The sequence below is a fragment of the Streptomyces sp. 2323.1 genome (assembly GCF_900221035.1).
Taxonomy (GTDB): Bacteria; Actinomycetota; Actinomycetes; order Streptomycetales; family Streptomycetaceae; genus Streptomyces; species Streptomyces sioyaensis.
Window position 1 is genome coordinate 4,266,485 of the sequence record NZ_LT907981.1, and the last position, 13,838, is coordinate 4,280,322.

At 72.3% G+C, this 13,838-nt stretch carries 13 protein-coding genes; 8 read left to right on the top strand and 5 right to left on the bottom strand.

Translation table 11 applies throughout. The features are described 5' to 3' along the window. Positions 1–9 precede the first annotated feature (9 nt). Together CPH93_RS18220 and CPH93_RS18225 are read left to right on the top strand one after the other, a co-directional pair. Positions 10–1,380 (top strand): sensor histidine kinase, encoded by a 1,371-nt coding sequence (locus CPH93_RS18220; RefSeq protein ID WP_231976881.1) that lies wholly within the window; start codon positions 10–12, stop codon positions 1,378–1,380. Then, positions 1,377–2,033 (top strand): response regulator, encoded by a 657-nt coding sequence (locus CPH93_RS18225; RefSeq protein WP_006604655.1) that lies wholly within the window; start codon positions 1,377–1,379, stop codon positions 2,031–2,033. The genes CPH93_RS18220 and CPH93_RS18225 overlap by 4 nt, the downstream gene beginning before the upstream one ends. 74 nt (positions 2,034–2,107) lie before the next feature. Here CPH93_RS18225 and CPH93_RS18230 read toward each other — a convergent pair whose 3' ends face one another. The 3 genes from CPH93_RS18230 to CPH93_RS18240 form a co-directional block, all read right to left on the bottom strand. Then, complete coding sequence (locus CPH93_RS18230; RefSeq protein ID WP_096213473.1) at positions 2,108–2,572, bottom strand: BP74-related protein; 465 nt, start codon at positions 2,570–2,572, stop codon at positions 2,108–2,110. A gap of 294 nt (positions 2,573–2,866) precedes the next feature. Beyond that, complete coding sequence (locus CPH93_RS18235) at positions 2,867–4,507, bottom strand: ABC transporter permease (protein WP_096213474.1); 1,641 nt, start codon at positions 4,505–4,507, stop codon at positions 2,867–2,869. Beyond that, the gene (locus CPH93_RS18240) at positions 4,504–5,436 is read right to left on the bottom strand and encodes an ABC transporter ATP-binding protein (protein WP_093483956.1); all 933 of its coding nucleotides are present in this window, start codon (positions 5,434–5,436) and stop codon (positions 4,504–4,506) included. Before CPH93_RS18240 ends, CPH93_RS18235 begins: the two co-directional genes overlap by 4 nt. Before the next feature lie 92 nt (positions 5,437–5,528). On the opposite strand from CPH93_RS18240, the gene CPH93_RS18245 reads away from it, so the two are divergent. Continuing rightward, complete coding sequence (locus tag CPH93_RS18245) at positions 5,529–6,086, top strand: GbsR/MarR family transcriptional regulator (RefSeq protein WP_093483955.1); 558 nt, start codon at positions 5,529–5,531, stop codon at positions 6,084–6,086. 4 nt (positions 6,087–6,090) lie between these two features. Here CPH93_RS18245 and CPH93_RS18250 read toward each other — a convergent pair whose 3' ends face one another. Next, a complete protein-coding gene (locus tag CPH93_RS18250) occupies positions 6,091–7,068 on the bottom strand; it encodes a hypothetical protein (protein WP_096215494.1) in 978 nt (325 codons plus the stop codon). A 236-nt stretch (positions 7,069–7,304) separates the two neighbouring features. On the opposite strand from CPH93_RS18250, the gene CPH93_RS18255 reads away from it, so the two are divergent. The 5 genes from CPH93_RS18255 (at position 7,305) to CPH93_RS18275 (ending at position 12,962) form a co-directional block, all read left to right on the top strand. After that, positions 7,305–8,591, top strand: coding sequence for an adenylosuccinate synthase (locus CPH93_RS18255; protein ID WP_093483954.1), 1,287 nt, complete (start codon positions 7,305–7,307; stop codon positions 8,589–8,591). A 302-nt stretch (positions 8,592–8,893) separates the two neighbouring features. Continuing rightward, positions 8,894–9,712: a hypothetical protein gene (locus tag CPH93_RS18260; RefSeq protein WP_096213475.1), complete on the top strand. Its 819-nt coding sequence runs from the start codon at positions 8,894–8,896 to the stop codon at positions 9,710–9,712. Between the two features lie 255 nt (positions 9,713–9,967). Continuing rightward, complete coding sequence (locus tag CPH93_RS18265) at positions 9,968–11,341, top strand: aspartate aminotransferase family protein (protein WP_096213476.1); 1,374 nt, start codon at positions 9,968–9,970, stop codon at positions 11,339–11,341. A gap of 197 nt (positions 11,342–11,538) precedes the next feature. Then, positions 11,539–12,216: a GntR family transcriptional regulator gene (locus CPH93_RS18270; protein WP_096213477.1), complete on the top strand. Its 678-nt coding sequence runs from the start codon at positions 11,539–11,541 to the stop codon at positions 12,214–12,216. A gap of 95 nt (positions 12,217–12,311) precedes the next feature. Beyond that, entirely contained in the window at positions 12,312–12,962 is a 651-nt protein-coding gene (locus CPH93_RS18275; RefSeq protein WP_006604666.1) for a hypothetical protein, read from the top strand. 109 nt (positions 12,963–13,071) lie between these two features. Here CPH93_RS18275 and CPH93_RS18280 read toward each other — a convergent pair whose 3' ends face one another. Continuing rightward, a complete protein-coding gene (locus tag CPH93_RS18280) occupies positions 13,072–13,836 on the bottom strand; it encodes an SLATT domain-containing protein (protein WP_096213478.1) in 765 nt (254 codons plus the stop codon). Positions 13,837–13,838 lie beyond the last annotated feature (2 nt).

The window sequence follows — 13,838 nt, forward strand, 5'->3', positions numbered from 1 at the left end:
GTTGTCAGCGTGAATCAGACGACCCAGACGCAGGGCACCCTGCGTTCAGAGGCCCGGATAGCCCACGGGGCGCTGCACCGACTGCGCCAGGACCTGTTCGTCCACATCTTCGCCTTCCGCCCGATGCCGCCGCTGGAGGACGCCAAGGTCTCCCGGTGGGTGCCCTGGATGCCGGAGCGGCTGCGCCACTGGGCGCGCTGGCTGCCGCATTTCACCGTCGGCTTCTTCGCGGTGCTCGTCTTCCTGGCGTCGATGACCTCCGGCTACGACATCGGCCCGGTGCGCGGTCTGCTCACCGCCGGCTTCAGCGTGCTGGTCGCCTTCGGGCCGGTCCTCACCCTCTTCCGTCCGGTCGGCGCGTACTGGATTTCGCTGGCCGTGGCCGTCCTGGCGGGGTTCGCCGAGGAGATGGTCGGCTCGCCGTACGCCAGCCCCTTGAATCCCATCGCCTTCCCCGTCCACCTCGCCGTGATGGTCCTCGTGGTGCTGCGCACGCGGCCGCGGCTGGCAGTGGAGATGTGGCTGGTCACCTTCGCCGTGTCGACCGTACTGATCGTGGTCACCGGAGAGGACCCGAGTGGTCTGGCGCCGGTGGCCGTCTTCAGCGGGGTTCTGCTGATCTCCGCCGCGGCGGTCCGGGCCTGGCGCGAGGAGCGCCGGCAGGTCGTCGAGACCCTGACCGTCACCGCCGAGGAGCGCGGCCGGCGCACGCTGCTGGAGGAGCGCGCCCTGATCGCCCGCGAGCTGCACGACGTGGTGGCCCACCACATGTCCGTGATCGCCATCCAGGCCGAGGCCGCGCCGTACCGCGTGGAGAACACCCCGCCCGAGCTCGCCACGTCCTTCGCGACGATCCGTGAGAACGCCGTCGCCGCGCTGACCGAGCTGCGCCGCATCCTGGGTGTGGTCCGCTCCGCGGACCCGGATGCCTTTGCCGAGAGCGACCCGGAGGCCCCGCAGCCCACGCTCGCCACCCTGGACTCGCTGCTCGACAGCGTCCGCAGCGCCGGGCTGAACGTCGAGGCCGTGGTCACCGGGGCGCCCCGGCCGCTGCCGCAGGGCGTGGAGCTGTCCGCGTACCGGATCGTGCAGGAGGGGCTGAGCAATGCGCTGCGGCACTCGCCGGGTGCCGAGGCGCGGGTGGAGATCTCCTACGTCCTGGGGGGCCTCGGCCTGCGGATCGTCAACGGCCCGCCCAGCCGCCTCGCCAAGCCGTCCCCGGGGGCGGGGCACGGTGTGCTGGGCATGCGCGAGCGGGTACAAATGCTGGGCGGTGAGATGACCGCCGACCACACCGAGGACGGCGGCTTCGAGGTCGCGGCGTTCATTCCGGTGGGGAGCGCGGCGGGCGAGGCCGCGACAGGGGGAAGCAAGGCATGATCCGCGTACTGATCGTCGACGACCAGGTGATGGTCCGCGAGGGTTTCTCCGTCCTGCTCAACGCCATGCCGGACATCGAGGTCGTCGGTGAGGCCGTCGATGGCCGCCAGGCGGTGCAGAAGGTCGGGGTCCTGCGGCCCGATGTCGTCCTGATGGACATCCGGATGCCGGAGATGAACGGCCTGGAGGCGACCCGCGAGATCGTGGCCGCCGACGCGGACGCCAAGGTGCTCGTCCTGACCACCTTCGATCTGGACGAATACGTCTACCAAGCGCTGCGCTCCGGGGCGAGCGGCTTCCTCCTCAAGGACGCCTCGGCCGGCCAGCTCGCCGAGGGCGTACGGATCGTCGCCTCCGGCGAGGCGCTGCTCGCCCCCACCGTCACCAAGCGGCTGATCTCCGAATTCTCCCGGCTGGGCACCCCGCGTGCCCCGGCCCAGGAACGCATCGCCGACCTGACGGAACGCGAGACCGAGGTCCTGGTGCTGGTCGCCCAGGGCCTGTCGAACGGTGAGATCGCCGAGCATCTGGTCGTCGCCGAATCCACGGTGAAGACGCATGTCAGCCGCATTCTGGTGAAGCTGGGGCTGCGGGACCGCACCCAGGCGGCGGTGTTCGCCTACGAGGCGCGGCTGGTGACTCCGGGAGGCTGAGGGCCGCCGCCCCGGCGGGGACCCCGCCCGGGAGCCATGGGCGGGGCAGGCCGGCGGCCCGGATCGGGGGAGCCCTACGGCTGGGGAACCTCCCGCAGCAGGCTCGAACTCCAGGGACACCAGATCAGTCCGGGCAGGAACGGGCCGCCGGCCTCGTCGAGATGGTCTTCGACGTAGGGCGTGGTGGCGTCGCAGACCTCGATGGCGAAGTCGAAGAAGTCGATCGTTTCCGGGCGGAGATGGAAGCTCCAGCGCACGTTGTACGGAGCGGGGCGCTTCTCGATCCGGCCGATGACATGCGGCTCCGAGCTGGTCGCCCCGCTCAGCAGCTCCCGGGCGTGCTGGATCTTGCGGGGGTCGGTGAGCTTGATGACGAACTCCGCACGCGTGATGTCGGTCATCACGAAGTAGGCCGCGGAGTCGGTGTCGGTGCGCCGGGCGGTGTCGGTCGCCTGCTGTCCCCGGGCGGGCCCGGCCGCGGTGACGGCCAGCAGCGCCGCCGCCGCGAGCAGGACGATCCTGGTGCTGATGCGTCGCATGGTCCCCTCCGATGCCGCGTGCCGTGGTCACGACCGCGCATACAGAAAGTAACAAGACGATCACCCTGAGCTCTAGAGTTACTGTGGGTTATCGCACCGTCAGGTGAAATGGCGCAGGGTGACTGGTCATTGAGTCTGCGGTGTGCTGCCGATGCAGAGCGGCACCCGGCATCCACACCCTGTGGATGCCCGCGCGCCCGCCCCGATTCCGCGCGTGCAAGTGCGCCGCCGGAGTCCGCTACAGCTCCGGCGGCGCACGGATGCGGGGGCGGCCGGGTGGCAGGCCGCCCGGGATCAGCCGAGGTCGCGTCGGCGTACGCCCACCAGACCGGCGGCGGTGAAGAGGGCGGAGAGCGCCAGCAGCCAGAGGAACGGGGCCGCGGTGGCGTCCGCGCCGGGCAGCTTGGGGAGGTGGCCGTACGGAGAGAGATCCATCGCCCAGCGGGGGAAGTCGAGGGAGGGGCCGGCCCAGCCCAGGGTCAGACAGCCGCCGACCAGGGCCCAGACGGCGGTGGTGGCCCGGGGGAGCAGGCCGAAGACGAGGACCGCCAGGCCGGTGAGCGTCCAGACGGCCGGGACCTGGGCGAGGGCGGCGGCCAGTACCGGGCCCGTCCGGCCGCCGGGGTCGCCGGCCGAGAGGTCGTAGGAGACTCCCAGGGCCAGACCGCCGAAGGCCAGGATGACGGCGCTGCCCCCGTAGGCGAGGGCCAGATGGCCGGCCGTCCAGCGGAGGCGGCTCACCGCGCCGGCCAGCACCGGCTCGGCCCGCCCGCCGGTCTCCTCGCCGTGCAGCCGCAGCACCGCGCCCACCGCGTAGAGCGCGGCGACCATGCCGAGCATGCCGGCCATCGTGGCCAGGAAGGCGTCGGTCAGGCTCTGTTGACCGCCCATCCGCGCGAAGATCTCGCGGGTGCGTTCATTGCCGCCGACCAGGTCGGCGGCGCCCTTGGCGATACCGCCGAAGAGGCCGCCGGCGCACACGAAGCCGAGCGTCCAGCCGCCCAGAGTGGTGCGCTGGAGCCGCCAGGCCAGGCCGAAGGGGCCGCTCAGCGAGCGGGGTGCGACGGCCGGGCCGGGGCGGGCGGGCAGAAAGCTCATCCCGAGGTCGCGGCGGGCGGTCAGGGCGTAGGCGACGGAGCCGGCCAGGGCGGTCGCCGCCAGGAACAGCAGGACGAGCCACCAGCGTTCGCCAGCGTAGGCGCGCAGGTTCTGCGACCAGCCGATCGGCGAGATCCAGGTGAGCGGGGAGGTGCCGTCGGTGGTGGCGGTGTCGCCCGCGGCGCGCAGCGCGAAGGCGAGGCCGAGCGCGGCGCCGGTCAGGCCCTTGGCGAGCCGTGCGCTCTCGGTGAGTTGGGCGGCGATCGCGGCCAGTGCGGCGAACAGCATGCCGGTGCCGCCGGTGGCGAGGCCGAGCGCGAGCGAACCGGCGGCCGGCCGCCCGGAGCCGGCCAGGCCGCCCGCGATCACCACGGCGAGCGCGGCGTTGGCGGTCAGCGCCGTCAGCAGGGCCGCGGTCAGCGGGGCGCGACGGCCGACCATGGCGGCACAGAGCAGCTCCTGACGCCCCGTCTCCTCCTCCTCACGGGTGTGCCGGACCACGATCAGCAGGCTCATCACGGCGGCGAGGACGGCGCCGAAGCCGGCCATCCGCCAGGCGATCAGCCCGCCGACGGAGTCGCCGAAGACCGGTCCGTACAGCGCGCGCATCGAGCCGTTGCCGTTCATCGAGGCGGCCAGTGCGGCGCGCCGGGCGGCGGTGTCGTAGAGCGCCTCGAAGGACGAGCCGGTGCCGGCGACGACCAGGCCGAGGCCCAGGACCCACGCCGGGATCAGCACCCGGTCGCGGCGCATCGCCAGGCGCAACAGGGGCACGGTGCCCGCCAGTGGGCGCGCACGCACGGTGGGGGCGGACAGGGGTGCGGCCACGGTGGTCATCGTGCGATCGCCTCGCTGCGGGCGTCGTCCTGGTAGTGGCGCAGGAACAGCTCTTCCAGGGTGGGCGGGGTACTGGTGAGGCTGCGGACGCCGGAGGTGCCGAGCGAGCGGAGCACGGCGTCGAGCTTGTCGGTGTCGACCTGGAACGTGACGCGCTGCCCCCGGAGCTCCAGGCCGTGGACGCCGGGGAGGGTGGCCAGCCCGTTGGGTGCGCCGGCGAGTTCGGCGACGACCGACGTACGGGTCAGATGCCGCAGTTCCCCCAGTGAGCCGGATTCGACGGTCCGTCCGTTGCGGATGATGCTGACGCGGTCGCAGAGCGCCTCGACCTCGGACAGCACATGGCTGGAGAGCAGGACGGTGCGCCCGCGGTCGCGCTCCTCGGCGACGCAGTTCTGGAATACCTCCTCCATCAGCGGATCGAGGCCGGAGGTCGGCTCGTCGAGGATGAGCAGCTCGACATCGGGGGCGGAGGCGAAGGCGGCGACCAGGGCGACCTTCTGCCGGTTGCCCTTGGAGTACGTCCGCCCCTTCTTGGTGGGGTCGAGTTCGAACCGCTCCAGGAGCTCGGCCCGACGCGCGGCGTCCAGCCCTCCGCGCAGCCGGCCGTAGAGGTCGATGACCTCGCCGCCGGAGAGATTGCGCCACAGGGTGACGTCACCGGGGACGTACGCGATACGGCGGTGCAGTGCGACGGCGTCCTGCCAGGGGTCCCTGCCCAGCAGCCGGGCGGTGCCGCCGTCGGCCCGCAGCAGGCCGAGCAGGACGCGGATCGTCGTGGACTTCCCGGCGCCGTTGGGCCCGAGGAAGCCGTGGACCTCACCGGCCCCGACCCGCAGATCGAGGCCGTCCAGCGCGTGGGTGCGGCCGAACGACTTGTGCAGCCCGTCGACCCGGATCGCGGGAGCGGGAGAGAGTGCCGTGGTCATGATTTCGAAGCTACGCTAGATTCACAAATTTGTGAAGTTAAGAAACCGTATAAAGTTGAGGGGCGGTTCTGATCAGGGGAGATGATGCGGATATGAGCGAGCAGCCACAGCAGAGCGCGGACCGGACCGCTGACGTCCGCCAGGACGGTGCCGACGCCACGCGCGATGCCGAGGCGGTCTCGCAGTTCGTCGAGCGCTTCGCCTCGCAACTGGTCGACGCCGGAATGCAGCGGATGTCCGCCCGGGTCTTCGCCTGTCTGCTGGCCTCCGACTCCGGCGTGCTGACCTCCGCCGAACTCGGCGAGCGCCTCCAGGTCAGCCCGGCCGCCGTCTCCGGCGCGATCCGCTATCTCTCCCAGGTCGACATGGTCAGCCGGGAGCGCGAGCCGGGCTCCCGCCGCGACCGCTACCGCGTGCACAGCGACCAGTGGTACGAGGCACTGGCCCGCCGCGACAACGTCCTCACCCGCTGGGAGGGCACCCTGCGCGACGGCGTCGAGAGCCTCGGCGAGGACTCGCCCGCGGGCCGCAGGATCGGCGAGACGCTGGTGTTCTTCGAGTTCCTGCAGAAGGAACTCACCGGCCTGCTCCAGCGCTGGCGCGAACACCGCGACCAGATACGGGCCGACCTCGAAGACGCCGGCCGCTGACGCGCTAGTCCCGCGGCAGCTGCAGCCGCCAAGCCCCCGGCTGCACCGTCCACGTACGCGTCCGGACCGGCCCGCCGACCAGGGCATCTGCGCGGTAGTGGAAGTCCGCGCCGGATACCGTCACCGCCCGCGCCCGGGTCCGTACCGGCCGCGCGCCGCCCGGCCAGTGGACGATGACCTCGGCCAGCTCGCCGCCGTTCCCCGCCCCGGGGGCGGCCGTCCCGGGTCGGCCGCCCGGCACCACCGACACCCCGCGCACCGGCCGGTCCAGATCCGCCAGCAGCACCCCGTCCGCCTCGATCCGCAGCCGCTGCCCCGGCACCCGGGTGCGCCGCGCGCCCGTGCGCCCGCCGTCGCCGGACCGGGGAGCGGCCCAGCGCCCGGCCGCCGGTGCACCCAGCAGCGACAGCGCCGTACGGGCGGTGCGCGCATACGGCTTCCACCAGGGGTGGTGCCCACTGACCGCGGCCACCGGGCCGCCCCGCGCCGCCAGGGGATCCGCCGGATCCGCCGCGGCCACCGCGGACGACTGCTGCGGCACGGACGCCCGGCGCCCCGCCCCGGTCGCCTCGCTGCCGCCCGGGATGCGCAGACTGCCCAGCACGATGCCGTCGCTGTCGTCCGTGAGCAGGTCCATCGGGCGCTCCCCGCCGTCCAGGACGGCACGGGCGGCGGCCACCGTGTCCGTCGGGATGCCCAGGGTGCGGCTCAGCGCGACGGCGGCCGGCAGCCCGACCGGGACCATCGACAGCGGCACCCCGGCCAGCTCCCGCTCCTTGTGCAGCAGGCCCACCACCCGCAGCAGCGCCCGGTCGTCACCGATCACCACCGGCCGTCGCTGCCCGCGCCGGGCAAGCATCCGCGCGAATTCCTCCGGGCCCTCCGGAAGGCAGATTTTCGCCCCCGCGCCCGCGCACAGGACATCCTTCGCGATCCGTACGGCCTCGCCGTCGGTACTGCGGGCGTCCGGGTCGATGACCACGAGCAGGGGGTACCCCCGAACGGAGTCCACGGGAGAGTGCCCAGAAGGCTGCGCCGACACCTCGGTCCTTCCTCAGGTAGCATCTCGGTGCAAGAGCCCCTTGCGCTATTGCGCCAGGGGCTTCGTCTATTCCGGGGCACCGGTTCGACGGCTCTGGCGATGACGTACGCGTGAACACGCACGTTGTCGCCATCCACGCACGTTGGACATGCCCCGCCCGGAAGGGGTGTACGCCTGTGCCCGCACTTGTGCTGCTCGGTGCTCAGTGGGGTGATGAGGGCAAGGGAAAGGCCACCGATCTGCTCGGTGGGTCCGTTGACTATGTGGTGCGCTACCAGGGCGGCAACAACGCCGGCCACACGGTCGTCGTCGGCGACCAGAAGTACGCACTGCACCTTCTCCCTTCCGGAATCCTCTCGCCGGGGTGCACCCCGGTCATCGGCAACGGCGTGGTCGTCGACCCGGCGGTCCTGCTCTCCGAGCTGAGCGGACTCAACGAGCGCGGCGTCGACACGTCCAAGCTGCTGCTCAGTGGTAACGCGCATCTGATCACGCCGTACAACATCACCGTCGACAAGGTGACGGAACGGTTCCTCGGCAAGCGGAAGATCGGCACCACCGGGCGCGGCATCGGCCCGACCTACGCCGACAAGATCAACCGCGTCGGTATCCGCGTGCAGGACCTCTACGACGAGTCGATCCTCATGCAGAAGGTCGAGGCGGCGCTCGACGTCAAGAACCAGCTGCTGACCAAGCTCTACAACCGCCGCGCCATCGAGGCCGGCCAGGTCGTCGAGGAGCTGCTGGGCTACGCCGAGCAGATCAAGGGCTACGTCGCCGACACCACCCTGATCCTCAACAAGGCCCTCGACGACGACAAGGTCGTGCTCTTCGAGGGCGGCCAGGGCACGCTGCTCGACATCGACCACGGCACGTACCCCTTCGTCACGTCGTCGAACCCGACCGCGGGCGGCGCCTGCACGGGTGCCGGCGTCGGCCCCACGAAGATCAACCGTGTCATCGGCATCCTCAAGGCCTATACGACGCGCGTCGGTGCCGGTCCGTTCCCGACCGAGCTGTTCGACGAGGACGGCGAGGCGCTGCGCCGCATCGGCGGTGAGCGCGGTGTCACCACCGGCCGCGACCGCCGCTGCGGCTGGTTCGACGCGGTCATCGCCCGCTACGCGACCCGCGTCAACGGCCTGACGGACTTCTTCCTCACCAAGCTGGACGTGCTGACCGGCTGGGAGCAGATCCCGGTCTGCGTCGCTTACGAGATCGACGGCAAGCGCGTCGAGGAGCTGCCCTACAGCCAGAGCGACTTCCACCACGCCAAGCCGGTCTACGAGACGCTGCCGGGCTGGTCCGAGGACATCACCAAGGCGAAGTCGTTCGCCGACCTGCCGAAGAACGCCCAGGCGTACGTCAAGGCGCTGGAGGAGATGTCCGGCGCCCCGATCTCCGCGATCGGCGTCGGCCCCGGCCGCGACGAGACCATCGAGATCAACTCGTTCCTGTCGTAGGACGGCAGGCACACCGCAGGCAGACACAGCCGCGCAGCTACTCCGCCCTGGAGTAGGTGCGCGGCTGTTTGTCGTGGCCGAGGAACTCGTGGTCCACAACCGGCCGACTTTGTCCGAGACGCGGCGGGTGGCGGATGTCGGTTTCCGCGTTCCGGAACTCCCTGGGGCCTCAAGGACGTAGAACGCGTACGACAACTAGGCGTACGACAACGACGCGCACGACAACGACGCCTCAGAGAGTGACGCCTCCCGTAACGGCGCCTCCGACAGCCACGCACCGACGCCAAGCCGAAGGAGACCGTGTGATTCCCGCCGTACGTGCCCTCGCCCGCGCCGCCATGGCCGCGCGTCCCGTGCCGCTCGCCGACGTCCGGGCGCGGGCCGGTCTCCTCGATCCGTCCGGCCGCAGCTATCTCGTCCCGGTCGAGGTCTTCACCGCCGTGGTGGCCGAACTCACCGACCGGCGCAGGCCGGGCGGCGCGTTCGTGGCGTTGTGCCACAACGGCCGACGTTGGTTTTCCTGCCGCTCCGTCTACTACGACACCCCTGATCTGCGGTCCTTCCACGATCACCGGCTGGGCCGCCGGGTGCGCTACTCGATCCGGGAGGCGCTCTGCGAGGACACCGGGGAGCGGCAGTTCGAGATCGAGCTCACCGGAGGGCGCGGCGCACCGGTCACGTACCGCCGACCGCTGCTCCCGGGGGACGCGGCGCTCGGCCCGGCCCCGCGCGACTTCCTCGCCTCCGTACTGGAGCGCTCCTCCGGCATCGCGGTCCCCGACGGCCTGGGCCGCGTCCTCGAAACCGACTGCACCCGGGCCACCCTGGTCGCGGACGGACAGCGCCTCACCTGTGACGCGGCGCTGCGCTGCCGGGACGTGGCGACCGGCCGCACGGTGCGCGCCGAGGGCGGGCTGGTCCTCGTACGGACCCGGGCCCGGACCGCCGGCCGGCCGGGCGAGGCGGACCAGCCGGGCGAGGCGGACCGGCTGCTGGACGACCACGGGGTACGCGCCGCCGAATTCACCCCCTACTGCGGCGGGTTGTCGGCGCTGCGCCCGGAGCTGACCGCCCACCCCTCACGGCAGGCGGTGCGGACGGTGTTCCCCACGGCCGGCTGACCCGCCCCGCGCCCGCCCTGCCTGGGCGCCCCGCCCGGCCGCCCGGCTGACCCGCCCCGCGCCCGCCCTGCCTGGCCGCCCCGCCCGGCCGCCCGGAGGCCGGATGTTCCGCCGGCCCGTAGACAGTCTGTCCGCGCACGTGGTGAGCGCCATACATAGTGTCGGTATCGGCCGATAGCCCGTGATCCTTACGCTGAGGTCGTTCGCCGCGCCCATCCCCGGCGGACCCGAGCGACCCGATCCGAGGTACTGACCGTGACCACGACGCAACCCTCCTCCGCCGCTGCCGACCCCGCTGCCGGCGCGGCAGTCAAGGCCACCGACCGTGCGCATGTCTTCCACTCCTGGTCCGCGCAGGGACTGATCGACCCGCTGCCGATCGCGGGCGCCGAGGGCGCGTACTTCTGGGACTACGACGGCAACCGCTACCTCGACTTCTCCTCCCAGCTGGTCAACACCAACATCGGCCACCAGCACCCCAAGGTCGTCGCGGCGATCCAGGAGCAGGCCGCGAAGCTGTGCACCATCGCACCGGGCTTCGCCGTGGACGTCCGGTCCGAGGCCGCCCGGATGGTCGCCGAGCGCACCCCCGGCGACCTCGACAAGATCTTCTTCACCAACGGCGGTGCGGAGGCCGTGGAGAACGCGGTCCGGATGGCCCGGCTGCACACCGGCCGCGCCAAGGTGCTGTCCGCCTACCGCTCCTACCACGGCGCCACCGCCGCCGCGATCAACCTGACCGGTGACCCGCGCCGCTGGCCCTCCGACACCGCCTCGGCCGGTGTCGTCCACTTCTGGGGCCCGTTCCTCTACCGCTCGGCCTTCCACGCCGAGAACGAGGCGCAGGAGTGCGAGCGCGCCCTCGCGCACCTGGAGCAGACCATCGCCTTCGAGGGCCCGCAGTCGATCGCGGCGATCATCCTGGAGACCGTGCCCGGCACCGCGGGGATCATGGTCCCGCCGGCCGGCTACCTCGCCGGGGTCCGCGAGATCTGCGACCGCCACGGCATCGTCTTCATCCTCGACGAGGTCATGGCGGGCTTCGGCCGTACGGGCAAGTGGTTCGCCGCCGAGCACTTCGGCGTCACCCCGGACCTGCTGACCTTCGCCAAGGGCGTCAACTCCGGCTATGTCCCGCTGGGCGGCGTGGCGATCAGCGCCGAGATCGCGGCCACCTTCGACCAGCGCCCCTACCCGGGCGGGCTGACCTACTCCGGCCACCCCCTGGCCTGTGCCTCCGCCGTCGCCACCATGAACGCGATGACCGAGGAGCGGATCGTGGAGAACGCCGCCGAGATCGGCGAGAAGGTCATCGGCCCCGCGCTGCACGAGATCGCCGGACGCCACCCGTCGGTCGGCGAGGTCCGCGGTATGGGCGTCTTCTGGGCCCTGGACCTGGTCAGGAACAAGGAGACCCGCGAGCCGCTGGTCCCGTACAACGCGTCCGGCGCCGCCAACGCTCCGATGGCCGAATTCGCCGCGGCATGCAAGCGCGGCGGGCTGTGGCCGTTCGTGAACATGAACCGGACGCATGTCGTCCCGGCCTGCACGATCACCGAGGCCGAGGCCAAGGAGGGCCTCGCCGCCCTCGACGAGGCCCTGACGGCGGCCGACGCACACACCGTCTGAGCCCTCGGCGGCGGTGGCCGCACACACCGCCCGAGCTGTGACCTGCGGTGCCCGCGCGCTCGGAAACCGCAGGTCACGGCCGCCCCACGGCACCTCCTGGAGCAGCCTCGCCCGGCGGCCCGCCGCGGCCCTCGCCTATCGTGGGCGGGGGCCGCTCCCACCTGCGCGGTCAGGATGGCGCGAAGGAGACGCACGAGATGGCCGCCGGCGGAGACAGCTCAGTCATACGACGCAGCACCCTGCGCCAGCAGATCGCCGACGCGCTGCGCGACGAGATCCTGGCCGGCCGGCTGCCCTGCGGCCACCCCTTCACCGTCAAGGAGATCGCCGAGCAGTACGGCGTCTCCGCCACCCCGGTGCGCGAGGCGCTGCTCGATCTGTGCGCCCAGGGCCTGCTCGACGTCGAACAGCACCGCGGCTACAAGGTGCACGCCTTCACCTCCGACGACTTCCGCGCCATGGTCGAGGCCCGCACGCTGATCATCGAGGGCATCTTCCGCAGCGGCGCCGACTTCGCCCTGCGCGCCACCCCCGCCGAGGTGCTGGTCTCCATCCGGCGCCGCGCCGACGAGGCCGAGCGGGCCGCCCGGGCCGGCGACCTCGACGTCCTCATCGGCTACGACCTGCGGTTCTGGCGCGAGCTCAGCAGCATCGTGGGCAACGCCTACATCAGCGATTTCCTCGACCGGATCCGCGTCCAGACCTGGATGTTCGCGGTGCCGCTGCTGCGCCGGCAGCCCGACCTCCGGGGTCATCTGTGGCAGGGCCACAGCGCGCTGGCCGACGCCCTGATCCACCACGACCTGGCCACCGCCCAGCGGCTGATCGCGGAGTACAACGAGCACTCCCTCGCTCTCGTCGGAACGCGCGGCTAGCACTACGCTGTCCCGACCGTCGGCCGTAATGGGCCGTACCCGTGGCCGTACGTGCGCCGGAGTCCCTGTTCCCGACCGGAAGCGAGCTCTCACTCGTGGCATGTGACCTGTGGCTGGTACCCCTCGTCGATGTGCTGTGCCACAGCCCCGACAACCCGTTCTCCGAAGAGATCGCCGCCTATGACAAGGCCCTGACGGAAGCGGGCCTGCCGGCGGTCCCGGTGTTCAGCTACATGCCGGGGCTCTCCGGTGACGTCGCGCCCATCGCCGGCTTCGACTACGACGCACTGCACTTCCTGCGCCGCGCCTATCTGCTGCGGCTGTGCGGCCTGGAGGTGACCCCGGTCGACGAACTGGGCGGCGACTACGAGCAGTTGCTGGAGATGTTCGAGGCCACCGCGCAGGAGTCCCATCTGGTGTGGCACTACGACCACGCGGGTGCGTACGTCCCGGTCGACTTCCCGCATCCGCTCGCCAACGACGAACTGCTGGAGGGCGGCGGCCCGCTGGGCTCCTCGCACGGTCTGCTGCGCGAGCTCGAACTGGTCGCGCCGTCCCTCGGTATCGATCCGGCCAATCCGCCGGCCGCACCCGCACCGCCGGCCGGGCCCACCTCACTGGAGGAGCGGGCGAGCGCGGTGCCCCTGGACGACAGCCCGTTCGCCCGGGAGCGGCATGTGTGGCTCGGCCTGCATGCGGCCGCCACCCGGAGCCTGGGCCAGGGCTCCATGATCGTCTTCAGCTGACCCGGAGCCGTACGGGCGCAGCGGGGGAGCGGCGGGGCGCCGGAAGCCGGGGGAGCCCCGGCCGCTCCCGCCGCGCGCCGGTCCCTACGGCGGTGCGGGCGGCCCGCGTTCAGCGCGGTGACTCCGGCGGCCGCTGCCGCGGCATGTTCGGGCGGGTGCCCGGCGGCGGCAGCGGGTACCGCGTCTGCGGCGCAGCGCCCTCCTGCCGCGGCGCCGCCCACGGCACCATCGACTGCGTGGCCTGCGGCACCGGCCCGGCCCGGAACTCCGCCATCCAGTCGGCCGTTTCGGCCCGCACCAGCTCCCCCAGGTCCTCGTTGAACCGCCGGAGCACCCCCAGACAGCGCTCCGCCGCCTCACCCGCCGTGCCCTCGGCCGGGCCGAGCACCTCGCGCACGCTGACCGCCGCCCAGTCGAACTGCAGCGCCTCCAGCCGCCGGTGGATCGCCTGAGCGGTCGCCAGGTCCCGCATCCAGCCCGTCGTCACCCCGAAGTACCGGTCAGCGCCCACACACACCGCCGCCAGCAGCAGCGACAGACAGCCCCAGGACGCCCCGCCCGGCCAGACCCCGGCCAGATCCAGCAGCGGCAGCGCCCCGCCCACCGTCACCCCGGCCGCGGCACCCAGCCGCAGCGCCCGCGCCCCGCGCCGTTTGCCCAGCCGGTCGTGCAGATACCAGTCGGCGGCGCGCAGCGCGCCCTCCTCGGTCCACAGATAGAGCGCGTCCAGCCGGTCGGCCGGCTCGCCCCAGTCGCCGAGCGGAAAGACCCGCCCCGCAAGATCTCTCCGGCCGGAGGCCCGGCGGCCGTTCTCCCGCGTGGGGCTGCCGCCCTCCCGAGGGGGTCCCTCGGGCTGCATCTCCGGCTGACTCACCC

Bases quoted from the DNA above. Each gene is read 5' to 3' on its own strand.
- CPH93_RS18225 (WP_006604655.1), top strand. From the start codon at position 1,377: ATGATCCGCGTACTGATCGTCGACGACCAGGTGATGGTCCGCGAGGGT.
- CPH93_RS18230 (WP_096213473.1), bottom strand. From the start codon at position 2,572: ATGCGACGCATCAGCACCAGGATCGTCCTGCTCGCGGCGGCGGCGCTG.
- CPH93_RS18235 (WP_096213474.1), bottom strand. From the start codon at position 4,507: ATGACCACCGTGGCCGCACCCCTGTCCGCCCCCACCGTGCGTGCGCGC.
- CPH93_RS18240 (WP_093483956.1), bottom strand. From the start codon at position 5,436: ATGACCACGGCACTCTCTCCCGCTCCCGCGATCCGGGTCGACGGGCTG.
- CPH93_RS18245 (WP_093483955.1), top strand. From the start codon at position 5,529: ATGAGCGAGCAGCCACAGCAGAGCGCGGACCGGACCGCTGACGTCCGC.
- CPH93_RS18270 (WP_096213477.1), top strand. From the start codon at position 11,539: ATGGCCGCCGGCGGAGACAGCTCAGTCATACGACGCAGCACCCTGCGC.